The organism is Paenibacillus sp. YYML68 (assembly GCF_027923405.1).
Taxonomy (GTDB): Bacteria; Bacillota; Bacilli; order Paenibacillales; family NBRC-103111; genus Paenibacillus_G.
On the sequence record NZ_BQYI01000001.1, the window covers coordinates 4,764,882 to 4,784,078 of the forward strand.

Annotated in this window: 21 protein-coding genes; 13 read left to right on the top strand and 8 right to left on the bottom strand. The window is 58.6% G+C overall.

The window, feature by feature from the left end; genetic code table 11:
• Window positions 1-113 precede the first annotated feature (113 nt).
• The gene (locus PAE68_RS21350) at window positions 114-1,103 is read left to right on the top strand and encodes a hypothetical protein (RefSeq protein WP_281890306.1); all 990 of its coding nucleotides are present in this window, start codon (window positions 114-116) and stop codon (window positions 1,101-1,103) included.
• A gap of 171 nt (window positions 1,104-1,274) precedes the next feature.
• On the opposite strand, the gene PAE68_RS21355 is transcribed toward PAE68_RS21350, so the two are convergent.
• Complete coding sequence (locus tag PAE68_RS21355) at window positions 1,275-1,955, bottom strand: GNAT family N-acetyltransferase (protein WP_281890307.1); 681 nt, start codon at window positions 1,953-1,955, stop codon at window positions 1,275-1,277.
• 175 nt (window positions 1,956-2,130) lie between these two features.
• On the opposite strand from PAE68_RS21355, the gene PAE68_RS21360 reads away from it, so the two are divergent.
• Window positions 2,131-3,411: an erythromycin esterase family protein gene (locus PAE68_RS21360; protein ID WP_281890309.1), complete on the top strand. Its 1,281-nt coding sequence runs from the start codon at window positions 2,131-2,133 to the stop codon at window positions 3,409-3,411.
• A gap of 185 nt (window positions 3,412-3,596) precedes the next feature.
• Window positions 3,597-4,094, top strand: a complete 498-nt coding sequence (locus PAE68_RS21365; RefSeq protein ID WP_281890311.1) for a DnaJ family domain-containing protein — start codon at window positions 3,597-3,599, stop codon at window positions 4,092-4,094.
• A 120-nt stretch (window positions 4,095-4,214) separates the two neighbouring features.
• On the opposite strand, the gene PAE68_RS21370 is transcribed toward PAE68_RS21365, so the two are convergent.
• On the bottom strand, window positions 4,215-4,835 hold the full coding sequence (locus tag PAE68_RS21370; protein ID WP_281890312.1) for a nitroreductase family protein: 621 nt from the start codon (window positions 4,833-4,835) through the stop codon (window positions 4,215-4,217).
• 338 nt (window positions 4,836-5,173) lie between these two features.
• Here PAE68_RS21370 and yhfH point away from each other — a divergent pair, with 338 nt between their 5' ends.
• Complete coding sequence (gene yhfH / locus PAE68_RS21375) at window positions 5,174-5,359, top strand: protein YhfH (protein WP_281890314.1); 186 nt, start codon at window positions 5,174-5,176, stop codon at window positions 5,357-5,359.
• 250 nt (window positions 5,360-5,609) lie between these two features.
• Here yhfH and PAE68_RS21380 read toward each other — a convergent pair whose 3' ends face one another.
• A complete protein-coding gene (locus PAE68_RS21380; protein WP_281890316.1) occupies window positions 5,610-6,839 on the bottom strand; it encodes an MGDG synthase family glycosyltransferase in 1,230 nt (409 codons plus the stop codon).
• A gap of 195 nt (window positions 6,840-7,034) precedes the next feature.
• Between PAE68_RS21380 and PAE68_RS21385 the strand changes: the two genes are divergently transcribed.
• Window positions 7,035-7,721 carry a DUF1361 domain-containing protein gene (locus tag PAE68_RS21385; protein ID WP_281890318.1) on the top strand — a complete coding sequence of 229 codons (687 nt, stop codon included), beginning with the start codon at window positions 7,035-7,037 and terminating at the stop codon, window positions 7,719-7,721.
• A 38-nt stretch (window positions 7,722-7,759) separates the two neighbouring features.
• Here the strand turns inward: PAE68_RS21385 and PAE68_RS21390 are convergent, their stop codons facing one another.
• On the bottom strand, window positions 7,760-8,734 hold the full coding sequence (locus PAE68_RS21390) for a protein-glutamine gamma-glutamyltransferase (RefSeq protein WP_281890320.1): 975 nt from the start codon (window positions 8,732-8,734) through the stop codon (window positions 7,760-7,762).
• Between the two features lie 117 nt (window positions 8,735-8,851).
• Entirely contained in the window at window positions 8,852-10,171 is a 1,320-nt protein-coding gene (locus PAE68_RS21395) for a deoxyguanosinetriphosphate triphosphohydrolase family protein (protein ID WP_281890323.1), read from the bottom strand.
• A 202-nt stretch (window positions 10,172-10,373) separates the two neighbouring features.
• On the opposite strand from PAE68_RS21395, the gene PAE68_RS21400 reads away from it, so the two are divergent.
• On the top strand, window positions 10,374-10,598 hold the full coding sequence (locus PAE68_RS21400) for a hypothetical protein (RefSeq protein ID WP_281891181.1): 225 nt from the start codon (window positions 10,374-10,376) through the stop codon (window positions 10,596-10,598).
• Window positions 10,599-10,667: 69 nt separating this feature from the next.
• On the top strand, window positions 10,668-10,859 hold the full coding sequence (locus PAE68_RS21405; protein WP_281890325.1) for a hypothetical protein: 192 nt from the start codon (window positions 10,668-10,670) through the stop codon (window positions 10,857-10,859).
• 32 nt (window positions 10,860-10,891) lie between these two features.
• Here PAE68_RS21405 and PAE68_RS21410 read toward each other — a convergent pair whose 3' ends face one another.
• Entirely contained in the window at window positions 10,892-11,746 is an 855-nt protein-coding gene (locus tag PAE68_RS21410) for a serine/threonine protein kinase (protein WP_281890327.1), read from the bottom strand.
• 165 nt (window positions 11,747-11,911) lie between these two features.
• Here PAE68_RS21410 and PAE68_RS21415 point away from each other — a divergent pair, with 165 nt between their 5' ends.
• The 6 genes from PAE68_RS21415 to PAE68_RS21440 all read left to right on the top strand — a co-directional run bounded on the left by PAE68_RS21415 (window position 11,912) and on the right by PAE68_RS21440 (window position 16,604).
• Entirely contained in the window at window positions 11,912-12,382 is a 471-nt protein-coding gene (locus PAE68_RS21415; RefSeq protein WP_281890329.1) for a hypothetical protein, read from the top strand.
• A gap of 86 nt (window positions 12,383-12,468) precedes the next feature.
• Entirely contained in the window at window positions 12,469-13,983 is a 1,515-nt protein-coding gene (locus PAE68_RS21420) for a spore germination protein (protein ID WP_281890331.1), read from the top strand.
• A gap of 30 nt (window positions 13,984-14,013) precedes the next feature.
• Complete coding sequence (locus PAE68_RS21425; protein ID WP_281890333.1) at window positions 14,014-14,454, top strand: Ger(x)C family spore germination protein; 441 nt, start codon at window positions 14,014-14,016, stop codon at window positions 14,452-14,454.
• Complete coding sequence (locus tag PAE68_RS21430) at window positions 14,455-15,207, top strand: Ger(x)C family spore germination protein (protein ID WP_281890335.1); 753 nt, start codon at window positions 14,455-14,457, stop codon at window positions 15,205-15,207.
• Between the two features lie 18 nt (window positions 15,208-15,225).
• Entirely contained in the window at window positions 15,226-15,471 is a 246-nt protein-coding gene (locus tag PAE68_RS21435) for a hypothetical protein (protein WP_281890337.1), read from the top strand.
• A complete protein-coding gene (locus PAE68_RS21440) occupies window positions 15,471-16,604 on the top strand; it encodes a GerAB/ArcD/ProY family transporter (RefSeq protein ID WP_281890339.1) in 1,134 nt (377 codons plus the stop codon). The genes PAE68_RS21435 and PAE68_RS21440 overlap by 1 nt, the downstream gene beginning before the upstream one ends.
• Before the next feature lie 344 nt (window positions 16,605-16,948).
• Here PAE68_RS21440 and PAE68_RS21445 read toward each other — a convergent pair whose 3' ends face one another.
• Together PAE68_RS21445 and PAE68_RS21450 are read right to left on the bottom strand one after the other, a co-directional pair.
• Complete coding sequence (locus PAE68_RS21445; RefSeq protein ID WP_281890341.1) at window positions 16,949-18,115, bottom strand: S8 family peptidase; 1,167 nt, start codon at window positions 18,113-18,115, stop codon at window positions 16,949-16,951.
• Window positions 18,116-18,234: 119 nt separating this feature from the next.
• The gene (locus PAE68_RS21450; protein ID WP_281890343.1) at window positions 18,235-19,191 is read right to left on the bottom strand and encodes a TRM11 family SAM-dependent methyltransferase; all 957 of its coding nucleotides are present in this window, start codon (window positions 19,189-19,191) and stop codon (window positions 18,235-18,237) included.
• Window positions 19,192-19,197: the final 6 nt, after the last annotated feature.

Sequence of the window (19,197 nt, forward strand, 5' to 3'; positions counted from 1 at the left end):
TCAACAGCTATGTATAGGTGTTCAATACATGTAAGCGCTTCACAATTGAGCGATTTATAGCCCTTCATGCCTGCAGAAGCTCACCCACACTCAACTCTAAGGAGGATGCGACTATGCCGCCTAGAAAGAAAATTGTCATTGCCAGCTCTAACTCTGCGAATGCGACTGAGGATGCACCTGCAGCATCAGTCGCTGAGCATGTGACCGTCAGCGATGCCAAGACAATAACCACGACCAAGCGGTCGCCGCGACGCAAAGCCGCAGCGAGCGCTCTTGAAGTGCAAGCCGAGGGGAACGCAAGGCTAGAGAAGGAGCTCACCAGCAGCACACCTGCCTCGCAGCGTACTCGTAGCGGAACCGGAATGAGACGTAAGAGGACTGCGACGAGTACAGAGCTTGTCGTAGAGCCAATCGTAGAGCCTGCCGTAGCGCCTACCGGAGAGCCTGCCATAGCGCCTGCCGAGTTGCCAGTTGTAGAGCCAGCGGCAGAGTCAAGTGCTCAGCCAGTTGGGGAGCCCTCCTTACAGAGCGCTCCCCCTGCCGAGGCGCAGACGATGACACCTCCCGCCACACTCGCTCGCAAGCGCGGGCGCAAGCCCCGCGCCGCTGTCGTCACAGACCCAGCCTCTCAGCCTCACCATTCAAGCGAGGCTTCAGGTGCGGACGCAACTGATCGACCCGATAGCTTGAACGCTGAGCACGTTAATGAGGATGCCGACCATTCGAATACGTTCGTTCTAGAGGCTCGGGACAGCCAGACGAACGACAGCATCGCCCTCCCCTCCGACATCGACTCGGACGGCCTCAGCCTCATGCTGGGCGGCCCGCTGAAGAAGAAGCAGCGCAAGGATACGCACGAGAAGAGCCGCATGCACATCCGTAAGGATCTCATGGAGCGTCTGGAGAAGCTCGCCGAGGGCCGGAGCAAGGGCTTCAAGACGCTGCTGCTCAACTACGGCCTTGAGAAGGCGCTAGACGAGCTGGAGCAGGCCGAGGCGGCTCGGCGAGGCAGCACAGATGGCGATATCGATACTAACGATAGCAACGACAGCGGCAGTGGTAGCAATAGCGAGATCAGCCACTCAGACAGTAGCAACAGCTAGACCAGTAGCGAAGGCACTAGCGACAGCTACACCAGCAGCGCAGACAGCAGCTCAAGCAACAGCTAGACCTCGCCCGCACGACCTATCGCCCTTCCGCACACATCAGCACCACAGCAAACAGGTGACGCCAGCACTCGGCGTCACCTGTTCTTTTTCCCAACTATATCACCCTTAGATCGCCAGCAGTCGCAGCTTGTCCTGACCGCGAAGCTGCTCGACCATCTCGTACCATTCCTTAGGCTTCGCCTCCAGCACCGCGTAGTACGTCTCGAGGAAGGTCGCGATCAGGCTCGCTGGCACCTCATTCGTCTGTGCGGCCTCCCCGTCGATTGGCATGTAGCACAGGTCGAGACCGTGCACCGCTTCACCGTCAATTTGCCACGATGGATGCACGTAATCGAGCTCCAGCTTCCGGTACCCGAGATGAGCCAGCACCTCTCTGCGCACATACGGATTCATCGACTTCACGCCGCCGAAGGCAAGCTCGCCCGTCTCCTCCGGGTTGTAGATCTCCGCGAGCATCCCATCCAGACGCCGTCCAGCCGTACGCGCCACCTCGCGCAGGTCCGCCATACGCCGACTAGCGAGGAATGGGCCGATGCCGAGACCGTCTCGACCTATAATGGTGAAGTCCGTCATCGCGATCTCCATATCCGGATAGTATCGGTATTCGGTCGCGCCGACGACCTCACCCTCCAGCACAGCCACGAACACGCGAATGCTTGGGTCCTGAAGCGGCTCTGCCCACAGCTCATAAGCGAGCACCTCCTCCTTCGGAAATACACGCTTCATCAGCTCATGCATTTGGCGAAAATACGGGTCCTCAATATGAGTAATACGATGATAGTCCACGGTTATGCCCCTTTCTTCCACTATTTTACTAAAATTAGATTAACGTACGGTCCGCTGCGAAGTCAATCCATGGTCAGCAGGCTCCATCTTGAGCCAGCTACCCTGCGGCATGAAGCTGAGATGCCTGCGACATACTACCATTACTATACAACGATAAGGGAGACAACCATTAACGATGACCCCTCAACGATCGCAACCCACCGCCGAGGCGGTGCGCCGACTATCTCATCCGTTCCATCGCCAAGAAGACCTCAATGTGCTCATACCAAGCTGTGCAGCGTCCCGCTTCGTCCTGCTAGGCGAAGCCTCGCATGGCACCTCGGAGTTCTACTCCGTCCGCGCCGAGCTCACACGCCGTCTCATCAGCGAGCAGGGCTTCCGCTTCATCGCCGTGGAGGGCGATTGGCCGGCCTGCTTCGAGGTGAACCGCTATGTGAAGGGACTGCCCGGCGCCGCCACCACGGCCAAGGATGCGCTGCTGCAGGCATTCAACCGATGGCCGATCTGGATGTGGGCCAACGAGGAGACCGAGTCGCTCATCGAGTGGCTGAAATTCTACAACGAGTCGCAACCGCCACACCTTCGGGTAGGCTTCTACGGCATCGACGTATACAGCCTATGGGAATCGATGGAGGCCGTAATTGCATACCTGGAGCGCACCAATTCCGAGCATGTGGATGCCGCGAAAAAGGCGTTCGCCTGCTTCGGTCCTTTCGGCCGCGAAGCGCAATCGTACGGCCTGTCGGCCTCGATCTTCGGCGAAGGCTGCGAGAAGGAGGTCGTCGAGCTGCTGACGAAGCTGCGCATCGAACGCGGTCGCACAGCGGCTGCGCAGGAGGACGCGCTGGACGCGGAGATGAACGCGCTCGTCGCCTTGCACGCCGAGCACTATTACCGGACTATGATCACAGACGACGTGGAATCGTGGAACATTCGGGATCGACATATGACAGAGGCGGTGCTACGCATTGCCGACTACTATGGCCATGGGGCCAAGGGACTCGTCTGGGAGCATAACACGCACATCGGCGATGCCCGGGCTACGGACATGGCTGCCGATGGGATGGTGAACGTCGGACAGCTGCTCCGCGAGCAGACGCCCGAGGGCAGCGTATATGCGGTCGGCTTCGGCACGCATCGCGGTACGGTCATGGCCGCTTACGGCTGGGGCGAGACGCCGAGTGTGATGGAGGTGCCGCCCGCACGGGACGGCAGCAGGGAGGAGCTGCTGCATCAGCTCGGCAGTGGCAACCGAATCATCCTGTTCGACGCCGAGAGTGAGAACGGACCGCTGCAGGAGCCCATAGGCCATCGCGCCATCGGCGTCGTGTACCATCCGCAGAACGAGCGCGGCAACTATGTCCCTTCGCGGATGCCCACCCGCTACAACGCCTTCGTCTACATCGAGGAGACGAAGGCGGTGCGCCCGCTGGCTGCCGTGTACGCGCTCGTGTAGAGCAGCTGTACAGGGAGGCGCTCGCAGGCAGCGCTCACGCTCACGACGTCGTCCGCATCAGGCCCCACCCGCCGGGCCCAGCCTTCGGTTCACCATCTCTTTCGCCTCGAGATTAGCTTGACTTTGGTATCGCTCCTTATTTACGCTTAGAGCATTACACGTCCTCGAATGAAAGGAGCGCCCTGGTGAACAACCGAACAGGTCCCGCCTCTGCAAGCAGTCGTGACAAGCGCGACAAGGACGAGCCGTCCGAGGCGCGTCCTGCACCGCTTCCGCGCGAAGCGCTGGAGGATCGGGACATATTGCTTGCGCATGAGATGGAGAAGCAAGGCTGGGTGGACGACGCCTACCAGCAGTTCGTCAGCAAGGGCGGACTCGAGCGTCTGCCCGGCTTCGGCAAGCCGCTCGTCGTTCCGACGAGTGACATTCTGGAGACGGTGCTGCGCAATGCGAACGTCGATCCGCCCTGGATCATGCTGCGCAAGGAGATCGGCGCGAAGATGGAGCTCGCGCTTCGCCTCATGGATAAGTCCGCAGCGCATCCCGAGCTCGACGGACTGCTGGCCGACCTGAACAAGCATATCGTCGAGCTTAACAGCCTCGCTCCTAGCAGCACGCTGCACCGTACGCTGCTCAGCCGTGACAGCCTCCGGGCGCAGTACGAGCGCTGGTACGTGCGTTAAGCTCCCTCGGTACGAGATGGTCGTCAGTCCACGAGCCAGCACCAAATACCCCGCCTCCACTCATCCAATACAGATGAGAGAAGCGGGGCTTATATCAGCTTACGCAGATTAATTTCAAAATTAGAAGCTCTCGTGAAACACCTGATGCGCCAGCGGCAAACGTCCTGTCTCACGACCAGGCTGAGCAGCCTTGCCAATCGGGATCATGACGACCGGAATGTAGCGCTCCGGCACCTTGAACTCGCGTACGAATGCGTTCTGGTCGTATCCGCCCATCGGCACCGTATCATAGCCCTTCGCTCTTGCGGCCAGCATCAGCTGCATAGCGGCTAGCGAGCCGTTGCGCACCGCTTCGTCGCGAGCGAGAGCTGGGTTATTCGCATAAGCGCCCTCAATCTGCTGAATCATCATATCGCGAATGCGCGGCTCTGCTTCAGCGAACACGTCAGGCGCGACCTTATTCGCCTCGAGATCGCCGAGCACGACGACAACGGCGGATGCATCCACTACCTGCTGCTGTCCGTAAGCAATCGGCAGAAGACGCTCCTTATTCGCCTGATCGCGAATAACGAAGTAACGCCAATGCTGCAGGTTCCATGAGGACGGCGCGCGCGAGGCCAGCTCGAGCAGCTCATTCAGCTCTTCATCCGACAGCACGTGCCCCTTTTCATATTGACGAACCGATCGACGCGATACCAAAAACTCCTCAGCTGTAAATACGGCTTCTTTTTGCTCATTCATTATGGATCCACTCCTCTAATCTATATCGTTGTATGGTGCGTATGGCTTACTCACTAATAACTATACTATCACATGTTACTTACTTTTGTAAAGTGATAAGCAAGCCGTTACCCGCCGTTCAACATCTAACTTCTAACTTCTAACTTCTAACTTCTAACTTCTAACTTCTAACTCTTAACTTCTAACTTCTAACGTCCAACTTCCAACTTTCATCATCTAATATCGACAACCTACGCCCAAATTAAATTTCGTCGTAATTTTCTGACAAAAAGCGCTTACATTATTGCCCGGTTCGTAGTATGATAAAAGTACCTAAAAGCTGAAGGAGTGATTGTGTCATGATGCGCACATCCGAGTTCTATGAGCAGCTGCCCACTAGGCGCTGCGATACGTGCAGCGAGCCGCTCGAGGAAATGGCAGACTGCCATAGCTGCACCTGTACCAAATGCCGCGGAGTCACGTTCTACCCACTCAGTCCCTTACAGCCTTCCTTGCCTCTTATGCACCAGCAGCCGTCCGCCTAGCCATAACTCCCTATCATGGAAAACGAAACAAATAAAGGGACCGCCCCTGCAGCAGCTGTACGAGGGCCGTCCCTTATTTGTCATAGAGCCCGACTCATCCTCCGACCTCCGCTAATGTGGGCAACAGGGAGAGCTGCCTCCAGCCGACTGTTCCAAGTCCATTCACCTGGGCGATCACCAGCCATACGCGCTAGCTAAGCCTAACCAGCAGCTTCACAGGGCAGTGGCCTCACCGCCAGCCAGCAGGCCGCTACGCCTCTAGCACCTGCTCCCGCACGCCTGCTGCCGTCCAGCCCGGATGCTCAGCGCTCTTGGCGCTGCGACCTTGCAGCAGCTCCAGCGCAGCCTCCCACGCCAGCTCCGCGGACAATCCGCAGCAGAACGCCTCCGCATGGCGGCTCATCTCCTCCAGCCTGCGCGGGGATTCCAGCAGCTCCAGCAACTGATCGAGCAGTCTGCGATCCGGTCGGGCGCATACGGCGACGCCAGACTTCTCCAGCACTGCCGCATTCTCCTCCTCCTGTCCCGGAATCGGACGATAGAGAAGCATCGGCAGCTTCATCGCCGCCGCCTCTGACGTCGTCAGGCCGCCTGGCTTCGTCACGAGCAGCGTAGCTGCGCCCATCCATTGCTCGATGTTGTCTACGAAGCCTTCCACCCGCACGCTGGAAGCGTAGGCTGGCTGAAGCTCAGCCGTGAGCTCCTGCCTCACAGCCTCATTGCTGCCGCACAGGAAGGCGAGCTGTGCTCGCTCCAGCAGCACCTCAGACTGCACGAGTCGACGTGCCTCGTCACTCAACAGACCGCCTCCCCCGCCCATCACGAGCACGAGCGGCTTCAGCGGGTCAAGACCGAGCCGCTGCTTCAGCTCTGCAGGAGGCGGCGACGGATTATAGAATCTCGAGCGAATCGGTATGCCCGTAACCTGTATGCGCTCCTCCGCAATGCCCCGCTCCCGCAGGGCATGGGCAACATGAGCGGAGCCGACCACGTACAGATCGGTGTGAGGCTGAATCCACAGCGCATGATCGGCATAGTCGGTAATGACCGTGACGAGCGGAGCGTGGACCAGTCTCTGCTCCTTCAAGAGCGAGACCGCCGCCGACGCAAGCGGGAATGTCGAGACGATCAGCTCGGACCTATGCATGTGTAGCAGCTCCAGCAGCTTGGACGATCCGAGTCTGAGGAACGTCCGCGAGAACGTGGACAGCTCCTCCTTCATCCGTGACCTCCGGTACAAGTAGCCGTACAACGAGGGGGCCTTCTCCACTCCCTTCAAGAAGCAATACTTCATGAACGGATGCGCAAGCGCATAGACCTCCCTCATATAATCGGCAATCTCCGCGTGTACCGAGCTATCCGAGTGCCCACACGCCTCGGCGAGTGCCATCGCCGCTTGTCGATGCCCGTCCCCAAGGTCTCCAGTCAAGATCAGCGCCCGCACTGGACGCACGCCTTGCGCCTTCTTCATTGTATACATCGATGCGCCTCCTGCATCCTTGGCGTTCCTGTCGTCCGTTTGATCCAGAGGATGATTGAGCATGGAAGTTAGAAGTTTCCACTTAAAATTGCGTTGTATGTATGATACCATAATTAACCAGAGGAAGAAATATGCACACGCTACTACGCCTTCTACGCCTACTAGCCGTGCAGCCCGAAAGGATGCGGAACATTCATGAGAAAGCTGTCCACCGGCAAGCTGTTCGCTGCACTTGCCTTGTCCACTGTCTTATGCCTGATCGTCTATGCTATGCGCGACGAGCTGGACCCGAAGACGTATTATGATTTCCTGCTGTGGAATCTGTTCCTTGCCTGGATTCCCTATGCGCTGTCAACAGTGGGACTATGGCTGCACGAGCGCTCGCTATACACGCGCGCCTACAGCCTCATCCCGATCGGAATCGTCTGGCTGCTCTTTCTGCCCAATTCACCTTACATCGTGACCGATCTCATTCATCTGACCATATTGAAGAACAATTACATCACCGAAGGCTGGTACAAATTCACGTATTGGTACGACATGATCTCGATTCTGCTGTTCGCTTGGAACGGCTTGCTGCTCGCCTTCGTCTCGATGTATCAATGGCAGTCCATCGTCACAAGACGCTTCACACCTCTCATCTCGTGGCTCTTCATCGGAGCGGTCAGCTTCCTCAGCGCCTACGGCGTGCTGCTCGGTCGGGAATATCGGTTCAACAGCTGGGACGTGCTCTCGCAGATGGAGCCGCTCACACGCACCGTGCTCTCGAGCCTGCAATTCGAGCCGATGATGTTCTGCGCACTGTTCGGTGTGCTCCTCCTTGCCATCTACTCCATGCTCTACGTGCTGCTGCATAGCGGAGAGGACGCAACACGGCTGTAGCCTGCTGCGCCACCCCGCTCCTCTCCGTCATTGTCCATCTACGCGTACCGGTATTCACGCGAGCCGATGACCGCTCGCATCCGGTACGTGTCCTCTGTCCGTTCAAGACCCGGCCACGTCGCTGCCGCTCCATCCACCCCCGGCACCGCCGCCCCCTCGGCAGAGCCGCTCGAGGCTGCATACGGCGGCATTGCGACCGGGCCAGCTTCCGCCCACACTCCCGGCGCTGACCCGTACGGTATAGCCGGAGCCTCTGGCATAATCGGCGCACCCGACACGCGCTCCAGCGCCTCCTGCAAGGCGGGGAAGTTCGGGAACGTCGCCTCATCCAGCATATAGGCGCTCACCATCGAGCCGGGTATCCGATGCGTATTGAGCCGCTCAATAATGTACTCCGCCCGCGTCACAGCGACGCCATGACCGAAGTACAGCCCCTCGGGCATGACGATGACGTTCTCACCTTGCCAGTGGATGTAGGCGGGGTGAACGTCCGGATTTTTAATATATTGCACATCACCGGGGAACGCCTCTCCCTTGCCATATACGCTAACGAGCTTCAAGTCCGAATCATGATTCCATGAGTACAAATACAGATCCCCGAACAGCCGGTCGAACGCCTCCGGTCCTGCCGTATCGAGCACCGCCTTGTACAGCACGATGACGATTGCCATGGCGCATTCGAACGCATACCATTGCCCGTTCACGAATATATCGGTAATTGCATCCGACGGACGAGCACCCGGCCGCAGCAGGAAGCCGCCCTTCTCCGTCCGAATCCAATACAGCTCATGACAGCGCGAGCCCTCGAACGTCTCGAAGGCCGCCCCGCTGCGGGCGAGCCCCTCCGCTGCACGAACGATGCTCGCCCGCAGCTTCAGCTCGAACCGCAGCGCGGCCTCCGAGCTGTAATGAAACGGCGTCGGACTCAGCTGCTTCGCCCGGTAAATGCTGCGCTCAAGCCCGCTCCAGGCGAGCAGGAACGGAGGCGCAGTCGTACCCTGTATGTAGATCAAGCCGATCCCTCCCTCAGCATGGGGTCCCGCACATGGCGCATGGCCGTAGCAGACGGCCTCACCCTAACGGTACATCCTATGCAGCACTGGGAAGGAAAAGGCCTTCATCCGCACAAATTAATCCATCTCGTAGATCGAGCCGCTCTTGCTCGCGAACAGCTCCGAGTACACCTTCTCCGCATACGCATCCGTCATGCCCGAGATGTAATCAGCAACAAGGCGCGGCCATGTCCACTCGTGCCCGTGGCGACGGTAGCTCTCGACCCAGTCCGGCGGTAAGATGAGTCTTCCCTGCTCCGGTACGATGAAGCTGTCCCACAGCTGTCTGAGCATAATCTCACTGCGCTTCTGCAGCCGCTGCACGCGAAAATCTTTGATCAGCGTCACCCAAGCGAGCTTCTTCAATATTTCCATCGTCCGCAGCAGCTCGAGGTCCTGCTCGCCGTCCTTGACGAACGTCACCTTCCGCCAGCTCCTCGCCGTATCGTCAATGATCCCGACCCGCGCCGCGAACGTACTGACCCAGCGCGCCTTCATCTCACGTCTCGTACGGGACTCCTCACGCCCGTTCACCGCATAGATCGCTTCCCACTGGGCCAAATATTCGCCAAGCACCCGCTGCACCATCGCCTTAATGTCGATCTGATCCCAGCCGACGTCGGAGTTGCCGTGGTCGTTCACAATTTCCTCCACGAGATTGTCGACGAGCCGGTCGCTTTCGAAGAACGTGCGGTTCATTTGAATTTTGCCAGCGCGGATGCCGTCTTCAATGTCATGGGTCGAGTAGGCGATATCGTCGCACAGGTCCATCAGCTGCGCCTCGAGCGTCGAGCACCCGGCCTGCATGCCCCACCGCTCGCGGATCATGCCGATGCCCTGCTCCCACTCCATGCCGTAGACGCCCTTCAGCCGCCCCTCCTCCTCGAGCGAGTACGGGTACTTGTTAATGGCCAGCAGCACCGCCGCCGTCAGGTCCAGACCGCTGCCGCTGCCCGCGCGCTTCTCCAGAAACATAAGGATACGGAAGTTCTGAGCGTTCCCCTCATACTTCAGCCCGTACTGCTCAGCGAGCAGATGGTTCAGCACCTCCTCGCCCTTATGCCCGAAGGGCGGATGGCCTAGATCGTGCGCGAGCGACGCGCACTCGACGACATCGGCATCGAGCACGAGCCCCGGATGCTCCCTCGCCGCCAGAAACGGATATTGCTTGTTCATGCGACGCGCCGTCTCCCTCGCGATCTGTGACACCTCCAGCGAATGCGTCAGCCGCGTCCGGTAATAATCGCCCGAGCCTGCTCCGAACACCTGCGACTTCCCCTGCAGACGCCGGAAGGCCGGAGATTGTATGAGCCGCGCATAATCGCGCTCGTATTCCTCTCTCTCCTCGCTGAACGTCCCCTGTGCTTGCTCATCCAGTCGAAAATGCCGCAAGTCCATTGTCTCATCCCCCTTATGCCGACCCTTGCTGCACCATACCCGAGCGGACGGGAGGGGTGCAGCTTTTTTTCAGCAAATTGTACCATACCCCATTGTACTTGCGAAACAACCGACATAGCCCAGCAATCCACATAGCGGGTGAGGAGCATATATCGTATACTGAGGCTGTAGAACGTAAGGAGAGGAGGCGTGGAGTGTGTCGATGGAGCAATACCAGACGCTGATCGGCGTCGTCATTGAGAAGCTGGGCGCGACGCACAAGGAGCTGCAGCACAACTGCAACGGTCTCGGCTCCATCCTGAGCCAGCATTCCGAGGAGGAGCGGCTGAACACGCCAGAGCTGCTAACGATTCAGGAGCTGCATGACGGGTACAAGGAGCTGCTGGAGACGCTGGAGCGGCGGTATCCCGGTCTGAAGCAGTCGTAAGAGCAACCAAAACCTTAGTCCCCACGTACTGTAAGGTCTAACCGAAGCATACCAAGGGAGGAATTCATCGTGATCAAGCATCTTATTCAAAAATTGCTGCACAGCCTGCTCGGCGCGAAGCATTCGCACAGACGATACGGCAGCAGCTCGAACGTCATGCGCCGACCTGGACCGCGCCGCGGCTCCTCATCGTATTCCTCGGGCTACGGTCGCCCGAAGGGGCATAGCTATTATAAGAAGAGCTCCCGCTCGAGCTCGTAACGACCTGTTCGGCAGCCACCATCCATTAACCATTACCACTCACAGTGAAGCAACTGCTCGATATCTTCCCGCAGCTGCCCCACGGAGCGATAAGGCTCCGCAAGCAGCAGCAGACGCCGCAGCACGCAACGCGTGCCCTCGGACAAGGACAGCTCCTCGTGCCATTCGCGCGGGGGCTGTCCTTCTTGTGCTTCGTACGACGAGTACAGCAGGAAGAGCAGGAAGTGACCGAGCGCGTACAGGTCGCTCTGCACCTCGGGCGCACGCCTTCTCGCTTCCTCTTCATCCGTGAAGGCGACTAGGCTCGTCCAGTCGCCGATGCGCCGGGCAAGGCCGAAGTCAATGAGCGCAAGCGAGCCGTCCGCCTGCAGCAGCACGTTCGGGATGCGCAGGTCCAGATGCACCCAGCCGCGCTCATGCACGAAGCCAACGATCGGCAGCAGCCTAGCGATAATAGCCAAGCTCTCCACCTCGGTGAACCCGCGCTGCTGCTCGAAGATGAGCGCCTCCAGCGTCCGCCCCTCCGCCTTGTCTATGGCGGCGAACAGCCTCCCGCCCTCCTCGAACAGCCCTCGGCAGCGCGGAATCGACGGATGACCGAGCGCTAGCAGCGCCTCCCGCTCCCGGCTCAGCAGCTCACGCCCGAGCGCTCCCTTACTCGGCCTCGCCTGCTTGACGACCAGCTCGCCGCCCTCCACTAGATCACATGCCAAATAAGCGAGCCCGTAGCTGCCCTCACCGATGAGCTTGATGAGCTCATAACGGCGAAGGAGCACCGTGCCCGCCCGCAGCGGATAATCGCGCCAGCTTTCGACGAAGCGCTTGATGGGACTTGCCATGTGACCAATCCAACCGAACGAACCGAGCATTCCGATCACCCTTTGCATACGGCTTCTTGCTGCTACTATACCGCAAGCTGTGGAGGAAGGACAGCGTGTTCCTTTTATTACCTCTATGTGTAATAATGAAATAAATAATGTAAAATATTCCAATAACGAAAGGAGCGGTGTCGTATTAAGCTCAATCGAACGATCATGGGTGGGCTCTGTATCATGGCTGCTCTGTATTCGTTATACGTTCTGCTATTATCATTCGGGCCTAGACAATTCCAATATGACTTCGTATCACATACTTCACTAACCAATGAGAAGGTCGGGGCGATGTACTTGGGCCAGCCACTCGATCAAGCCTGCCGTACGATTATGGAGGAGCAGGTGATCGAGGAGTACCGTTACTACGAGTGTAGGGATGGACACCGCGTCCTTACGAAGCAGCATTCCCCGGAGGTGATATCCATCAGGTACAGCCTGAACGATCACGACCTCAAGACTTCACGTGGCATCGGCATCGGTTCTTCGAAGACAGATGTCCTTCAGCATTATGGCCTATCGTACTATACGAGAGCGGAGCAAGGAGAAGACATCGTAGGGTACGTGGACAAAAAGAATAACTACACGCTGGAGTTCTGGTTCTCCGGCGATATGGTATCGAGTATTCGACTTGATCGCAGCTACCTGCCATAATATAGGATTGCTTCTTCGCCTGCCCTCCATATATATGAGTAATATTGGCACTTCTGGTAACTCTAATGCTTAGCAGGAGGTGTGCCATGGGAACTGAGCTCGGAAGAAGCTTGTCTGTCAACCTGCAGCACATCCGAAGCAGGCTGGGAGCAAGCAGCGATATCGTCATTAGAGAGTTCGAGCAGGGCGGCTACTTCGGAGGTGCCCTGGCGGTGCTCTACACCGATGGGCTGGTGGACACACAGCTCGTGCATGACCATATTCTTCAGGCGCTGATGCTTAGTGCTAGACCTGGGCTGTCGCCAGCTGAGCCTTCGGGAACGCCTGCCGAACGTTACCTTGCGATCCGCCAGCGACTGCTCCATATCGGAGATCTGAAGGAGCTGACGACGTTCGCCGAGCTGTACAAGGCCGTGCTGTCGGGCAACACGGTCATTCTAACGGATGGGATCGAGAAGGCACTTGTGGCCGGCACGCCCGGCTGGAGGGATCGCGGCGTAACGGAGACGACGGTCGAGAACGTCATACGTGGACCGAAGGAGAGCTTCACGGAGACGCTGCGAACTAATACAGCGCTCATCCGACGACGCATTCGCGACGAGCGGCTGCGTTGCGAGGAGCAATCGATCGGCAAGGTAACGATGACCGACGTTGCGGTAATGTATATAGAAGGAATCGCTCAACCGAGCATTGTCGAGGAGGTGCGGCGCAGGCTGTCGCGCATTGAGGCGGACTCCATCCTCGAGAGCGGCTACATCGAGGAGTACATTCAGGACAAGACGTACACCGTCTTCCCGACTATGTTTAACTCGGAGCGACCGGACGTAATTGCCGCAGGACTACTGGAAGGGCGTATCGCCATCCTCGTGGACGGAACGCCGGTCGTGCTGCTGGCCCCGTCGCTGTTCGGGGAGTTTTTCCAATCGGCGGAGGATTATTACCAGCGAAGCGATATTTCGAGTCTACTCCGCGTACTTCGGTACTTATGCTTCTTCATCTCTCTGCTCGCCCCGTCGCTATATATCGCCATCACGACGTTCCATCAGGAGATGCTCCCGACGCAGCTGCTGATCAGCCTAGCCTCGCAGCGGGAGGGCATTCCGTTCCCGGCGTTCGTCGAGGCGCTCATGATGGAGCTTGCCTTCGAAATCTTGCGCGAGGCCGGTATTCGCATGCCACGCTCCATCGGACAAGCAATCTCAGTCGTCGGGGCGCTCGTCATCGGACAAGCTGCGGTGGAAGCAGGCATTATATCAGCGGCGATGGTCATCGTCGTGTCGATGACCGCGATCTCGAACTTCGTCTTCCCGTCGTTCAGCATGGCCATATCGGTGCGAATCCTGCGCTTCAGCATGATGACACTGGCTGCTACGTTCGGACTGTTCGGCATTACGATCGGCCTGCTGGCGCTCGTCATTCATCTATGCTCGCTGCGTTCGTTCGGTGTTCCGTACATGACACCGTTCGCTCCATTTAACTCGGAGGGACAGAAGGATATGGTCATTCGGCTACCTCATTGGCTGCTCAATCAACGACCGACTTCCATCAGCCCGAGCAACCCGCATCGTGATCAGACACCACCGCCCAAGCCGAATGCGTGATAATCGATGCTGAAATTACAGGTGATAATGATGCTCAAACCGGTGATTACATGTGTCTTATGTCTGCTGCTCGCTATCCCGCTAACCGGCTGCTGGAACCGTAAGGAGCTGAACGACCTCGCCATCGCTGGAGGCCTTGCCATTGATCAGGCCGATGCGTCGCAATACAAGGTGACCGTACAGGTTGTCGATCCGAGCGAGGTCGCTTCGCGCAAGGGAGGCGGCGGTCGCAGTCCAGTCCTTACCTTTGAGGCGACCGCGCCGTCCGTGTTCGAGGCAATTCGCAAGCTGACGACCTCTTCTCCGCGCAAAATTTACTTGTCTCACCTACGCATCGTCGTGCTCGGTCAGCAGCTGGCTGAGCGTGGTATTGCGAAGCCGCTGGAGTTTTTATCCCGCGATCACGAGGTGCGCAGCGACTTCTTCGTCATTCTGGCGAAGGACGCGAAGGCGTCAGACATTCTCAAGTAGGTGTCTCCGCTGGAGAAGATTCCGTCGCAGCAGCTGTTCAAGTCACTCGATACGAGTGAAAAAGTATGGGCACCCACCTACACCACTGAGCTGGACCAGCTCATCACCGATATGTCGAGCCCGAGCACGTCTCCCGTTCTTACAGGTGTACAAATTATAGGCGACACACAGAAGGGTCAGAGCAAGGAGAACGTCACGGCCATTGACCCGCCCTCCAAGCTGAAATATGCATACTTAGCCGTCCTGAAGAAGGACAAGCTGGCGGGCTGGCTAACCGAGGAGGAAAGCAAAGGATTTAACTATATCCAAGGAACAGTCCAAAATACAGTCGGCCATATTACGTGCGGGAAGCAGGGGACAGCTGCCGTCGAGGTTATTCGTCCCGATGTGAAGGTGGAGGCAGTTCGACAGGATGGCGTTGTGCGCATTCGGATACGCGCCTTCGTCGAAGCGAATGTCGGAGAGCTGCAATGCGGACTCGACCTGAGGCAGACGGAATCCATTCAAGTGCTGGAGGGAGCCATAGCTGAACGAGTGGCGAGCATCATCAACAGCTCCGTCGTGAAGGCGAAGAAGCTGCGCGCCGATATATTCGGCTTCGGCCAGACGATCCGTCGCTCGATGCCGAAGGAATGGCGAACGATGAAGCAGCACTGGGACGATCGGTTCGCCGAGCTGCCCGTCGACATATCCGTTCAAGCCAAAATTCGTCGGACCGGAACGACGAACAATTCATTCATCCATGAGCTGTAATACGAAGGAGCACGACTTATGCTGACGATAGGCATTATCGCCATGTTTTCCATATTCGCGGCCGCTGCCGAGCTACCTGGCTTATGGCGCAACCGCTACCTGCGTGACGCTGTATTCTTCTCCGCGCTGCTCCTCGGTGCAGCGGGTATGGGCATTGTGTATGCGATGCGCCTTCCTTTGCCCAATCCGATGGACGGGCTGGTCACATTGTACGAGCCGCTTAGTCAGCTGGTTAATCGACTTCTCGGACAGGAGGACCTGTAATGGAGCGTGGACGCATCTCAACGCTCCAGCTGACGACGCTGCTGGTCATGTTCATCATCAGCAGCTCCACCCTGCTTATTCCTTCCCTGCTTACGATACATGCCAAGCAGGATGCATGGCTGTCCGTGCTGCTCGGACTCACTGCATCCACACCGCTTGTCTATATGTATGTCACACTTGGAAGCAAGCAAGCGGGGCTGTCGATCGTAGAGTACAGCGAGCGTGTTCTCGGCAGAACGGCAGGCTTCGTTGTGAATCTGCTGCTACTGATGTACTTCATTCTTCTCACCTCTGCGCTGCTGCGGCAGCTGGGCGATATGATCACGACGCTGGTGCTGCCGGAGACGCCGATTCAAGCCATTATTTTTCTGATGATGGTTGTCATTATATTTGCCGTAAGGACAGGGCTCGAGAGCTTTGCGCGGGCTTCGCAAATTTTTTTCCCTTGGGTGATGCTGTTCATCGTGCTGCTGCTCGTCTCGCTAGTGCCTGAAATCGAGCTCAAGCACATATTTCCTGTTCTGGAGGAAGGTCTGCCCCGTGTCATTAAGGGTGCCTGGAACCTCGTCGGCATTCCATTCCTCGATATGGTCATCTTCCTGATGGTCTGTCCCTATGTGAAGGAGCAGGCGCGAGTCGGGCAAGCGTTCCTGCAAGCATTCGTGGTCGGCGGCTTGATCGTCTTCCTCGTGACGACCTATGCCATTGTTGTCATCGGTCCGGAGAGCGCAGCACACGCCGTATATCCGGTGTTCAGTCTCGCACAGAAGGTGAGCATCGGCAACTTCATTCAGCGCATCGAGGTGCTGGTCGGCGGAGTCTGGTTCATCTCGCTGTTCTTCAAGATTACGGTATGCTTCTACGCCGCCACACTGGCGATGGCGCAAATGTTCAGGCTGCAAAGCCTGAACACGCCGGTCTATCCGCTTGCTCTGCTCGTCTGCGTGAACTCGCTCGTGCTGCTGCCTAGCTCCATCTACTTCTTGCATGTCGCTGCTGAGATCTGGACGCCGAGCGTGCTACTGTACGGCTTATTCATCCCGCTCGTGCTGCTGACCGTACAGAAGCTGCGGAGATTGCGGTCAGGCCGACGCAGCGGAGCGGCAGAAGGCACGGAGGGTGGAGCTGGATGAGGTCTTGTATAGGCTCAGCGCGAAAAGCCGGGGGCCGAAGCGAATGGCTTCGAGCCTAGCCGGCTTATTGCGGTGCATCTTGTGTCGTCGGCGTTAGGGCTGAGCGCGTTCATTGGTCGGCGTTAGAGCGCAGGGCGTATAGTCCTCGGCGTTACTGCACGGGCGTGCGGTGCTCGGCGTTACTGCACGGGCGTGCGGTGCTCGGCGTTACGACACGGGCGTGCGGTGCTCAGCGCTACTACACGGGCGTGCGGTGCTTGTGTTCGCCAACAGGCGTCTACACCGCGCACCGCACGCTGCCCGTTAGCTGCTTGGCGGCTGCAACGCTCGGGTGACGCTCCCTGTTAGCTATAAGGCGACTGTACCGCTCGAAGCGCAGAGACGCGCCCGTACTTCCAGTAGGTGCCAGTGCCGCGAATCGGCTCAGCCGTTCCGATGATCGCCGCGCGAATTTGATCGCGACTGCGTCCTTGTGATGCCAGCAGTGCGGCTACGCCTGCCACATGCGGCGCAGCCATCGACGTACCGCTCAAGTAGGCATAATAGCTCCCCGTGTAGGTGGACAGTATGTCCTCACCCGGTGCAGCCACCTCAACCCATGTGCCGTAGTTCGAGAAGGACGACTTGACGTCTGTCTCGTTCGTGGAAGCGACGGCGAGCACATTCGCATCGTTAGCCGGATAGCTCGGCACGCTGGAGCCGTCATTGCCAGCGGCCGCAACGATGACCGAGCCGCGGCTCCACGCATATTGAACCGCATTCTGCAGCGTCAAGGACGAATACGGAGAGCCGAGACTGAGGTTGACGACCTGCGCCCCTTGATTCGCCGCGTAGACGATGCCATCGGCTACAGCACTCAGCGAGCCGTTGCCGTCGTCACCGAGCACACGCACCGGGATGATCGACACGAGCGGCGCGACGCCTGCGATACCTCCACCGTTATTCGTCACAGCCGCCGCAATACCGGCGACATGGGTGCCGTGCCCGTTGCGGTCCTCAGGCTGGCTGTCTCCGTCCACGAAGTCATATCCATTCGTCAGCTTGCCCGCGAGGTCCGGGTGGTTCAGCTGCACGCCCGTATCGATGACGGCGATTCGCACCTCAGCAGCTCCAGCCGTGATGTCCCATGCTTCAGGCGCTTGAATGCGCTGCGGACCGTATTGATAATTAGAGAAATACGGGTCGTTCGGCATGGCGAACGACTTGAACGTATAGTTCGGCTCCGCATACTCGATCTCTGCGAGCTTCACGTAGGCTCGCAGCATATGGCGCATCTTCCGCTTGGAACGGACAATATGGGTCCCCAGCTCCTCGCAGCCTCCGACTCTCCGGCACTTGGCTAAGCCATGGAGCTCATCCATTCGGACCTCATTCGTCCCTTCGACAAACTTGACGATCAGCTCATTAGGCGCATGAGGACCATATTGCGCATCCGCACGACGCTCGGCGTACAGCCACAGAGCGAGGGCCACGCCCGCAAGCGCCACAAGCGCGACCATCCATAACCACATGGACGTTCCTCCTCATTATCTTGAAGTGAAATTGAAATCACTTTTCACTGTATGATGAAGGGAGGTCGCCCGCATGGACGCTCGCCTATATTGCAACGCTTGTACAGCGTGTCCGCGGCTCAGACACAGACCGCAACGTGCCGAACGAAGCTGCCCTTGCGGATGAGGCAGCGATCGATCGTCGTGAAGTCGGCTTGCTGCAGGACGTGCTCCAGCGGCTCCATGGAGACGAAGACCGCGCGGCTGGCCAGACGCCGCGCGCCCTGCACCAGCTCCAGCTGCTCGGCCTCCGGCAGCTTGGAGCATAGATTATACGGCATATCGACGATTGCCGTATCGTAGTGACCCGCTGCAGTGCGCATGTCCTGCAGCTGCACCAGCTTCGGCGACGTGTAGCCGAAGTGGACAAGATTGACCCGCGCTCCCCGCACCGCGAGCGGGTTCACGTCCATGCCAGCGATTTCGATCCCCATCGACATCGCTTCAATCAGCACCGTGCCGATGCCGCAGCACGGGTCCACGACGCGGGTGCCCTCGGGCTCGGGCACCGCAATGTTCACCAGCGCTCGCGCGGTGCGCGTCCCGAGCGCGGTCGAATACGGCTGCGGCTTGTCCTTGTGCCGCAGCCACAGCGCCTTGTTGTCCGCGGCTTCGCCCAGCGCCCAGCGCGCGCCGAGCCGCACGAGCCCGAGCGTGCGGTCCGGCGTGCGCATGTCCGCCTTGCCGCGGACCCGGCTGCCGACGAGCCGCTCGAGCTGGCGGCGCTCGTCGAATGTGTACGGATCGTCTGTCGGCACGAAGACGATCTTGAACGTGCAGCCAGCGAGCTCCAGCCGGCTCGCCTCCTCGGCCAGCGCCTCCGGGCTTGCGGCCGTAAGGCTCACCTCGACTCGCTGCTTCACGAACGGGCTGCGGCTCGCATCGACGCGCCGCGCGCTCACAAGCCAGCGCAGCGGCTCCTCGCTCGCCGCCGTCCCGAACAGCGCGCGCTGCTCCAGCGCGCACAGCTGCGCCTCATCCTCATGGCACGCGAACGTATAGACGTAGGTGGGAATTAGGTCACTTTGGGACTCCATGATGTA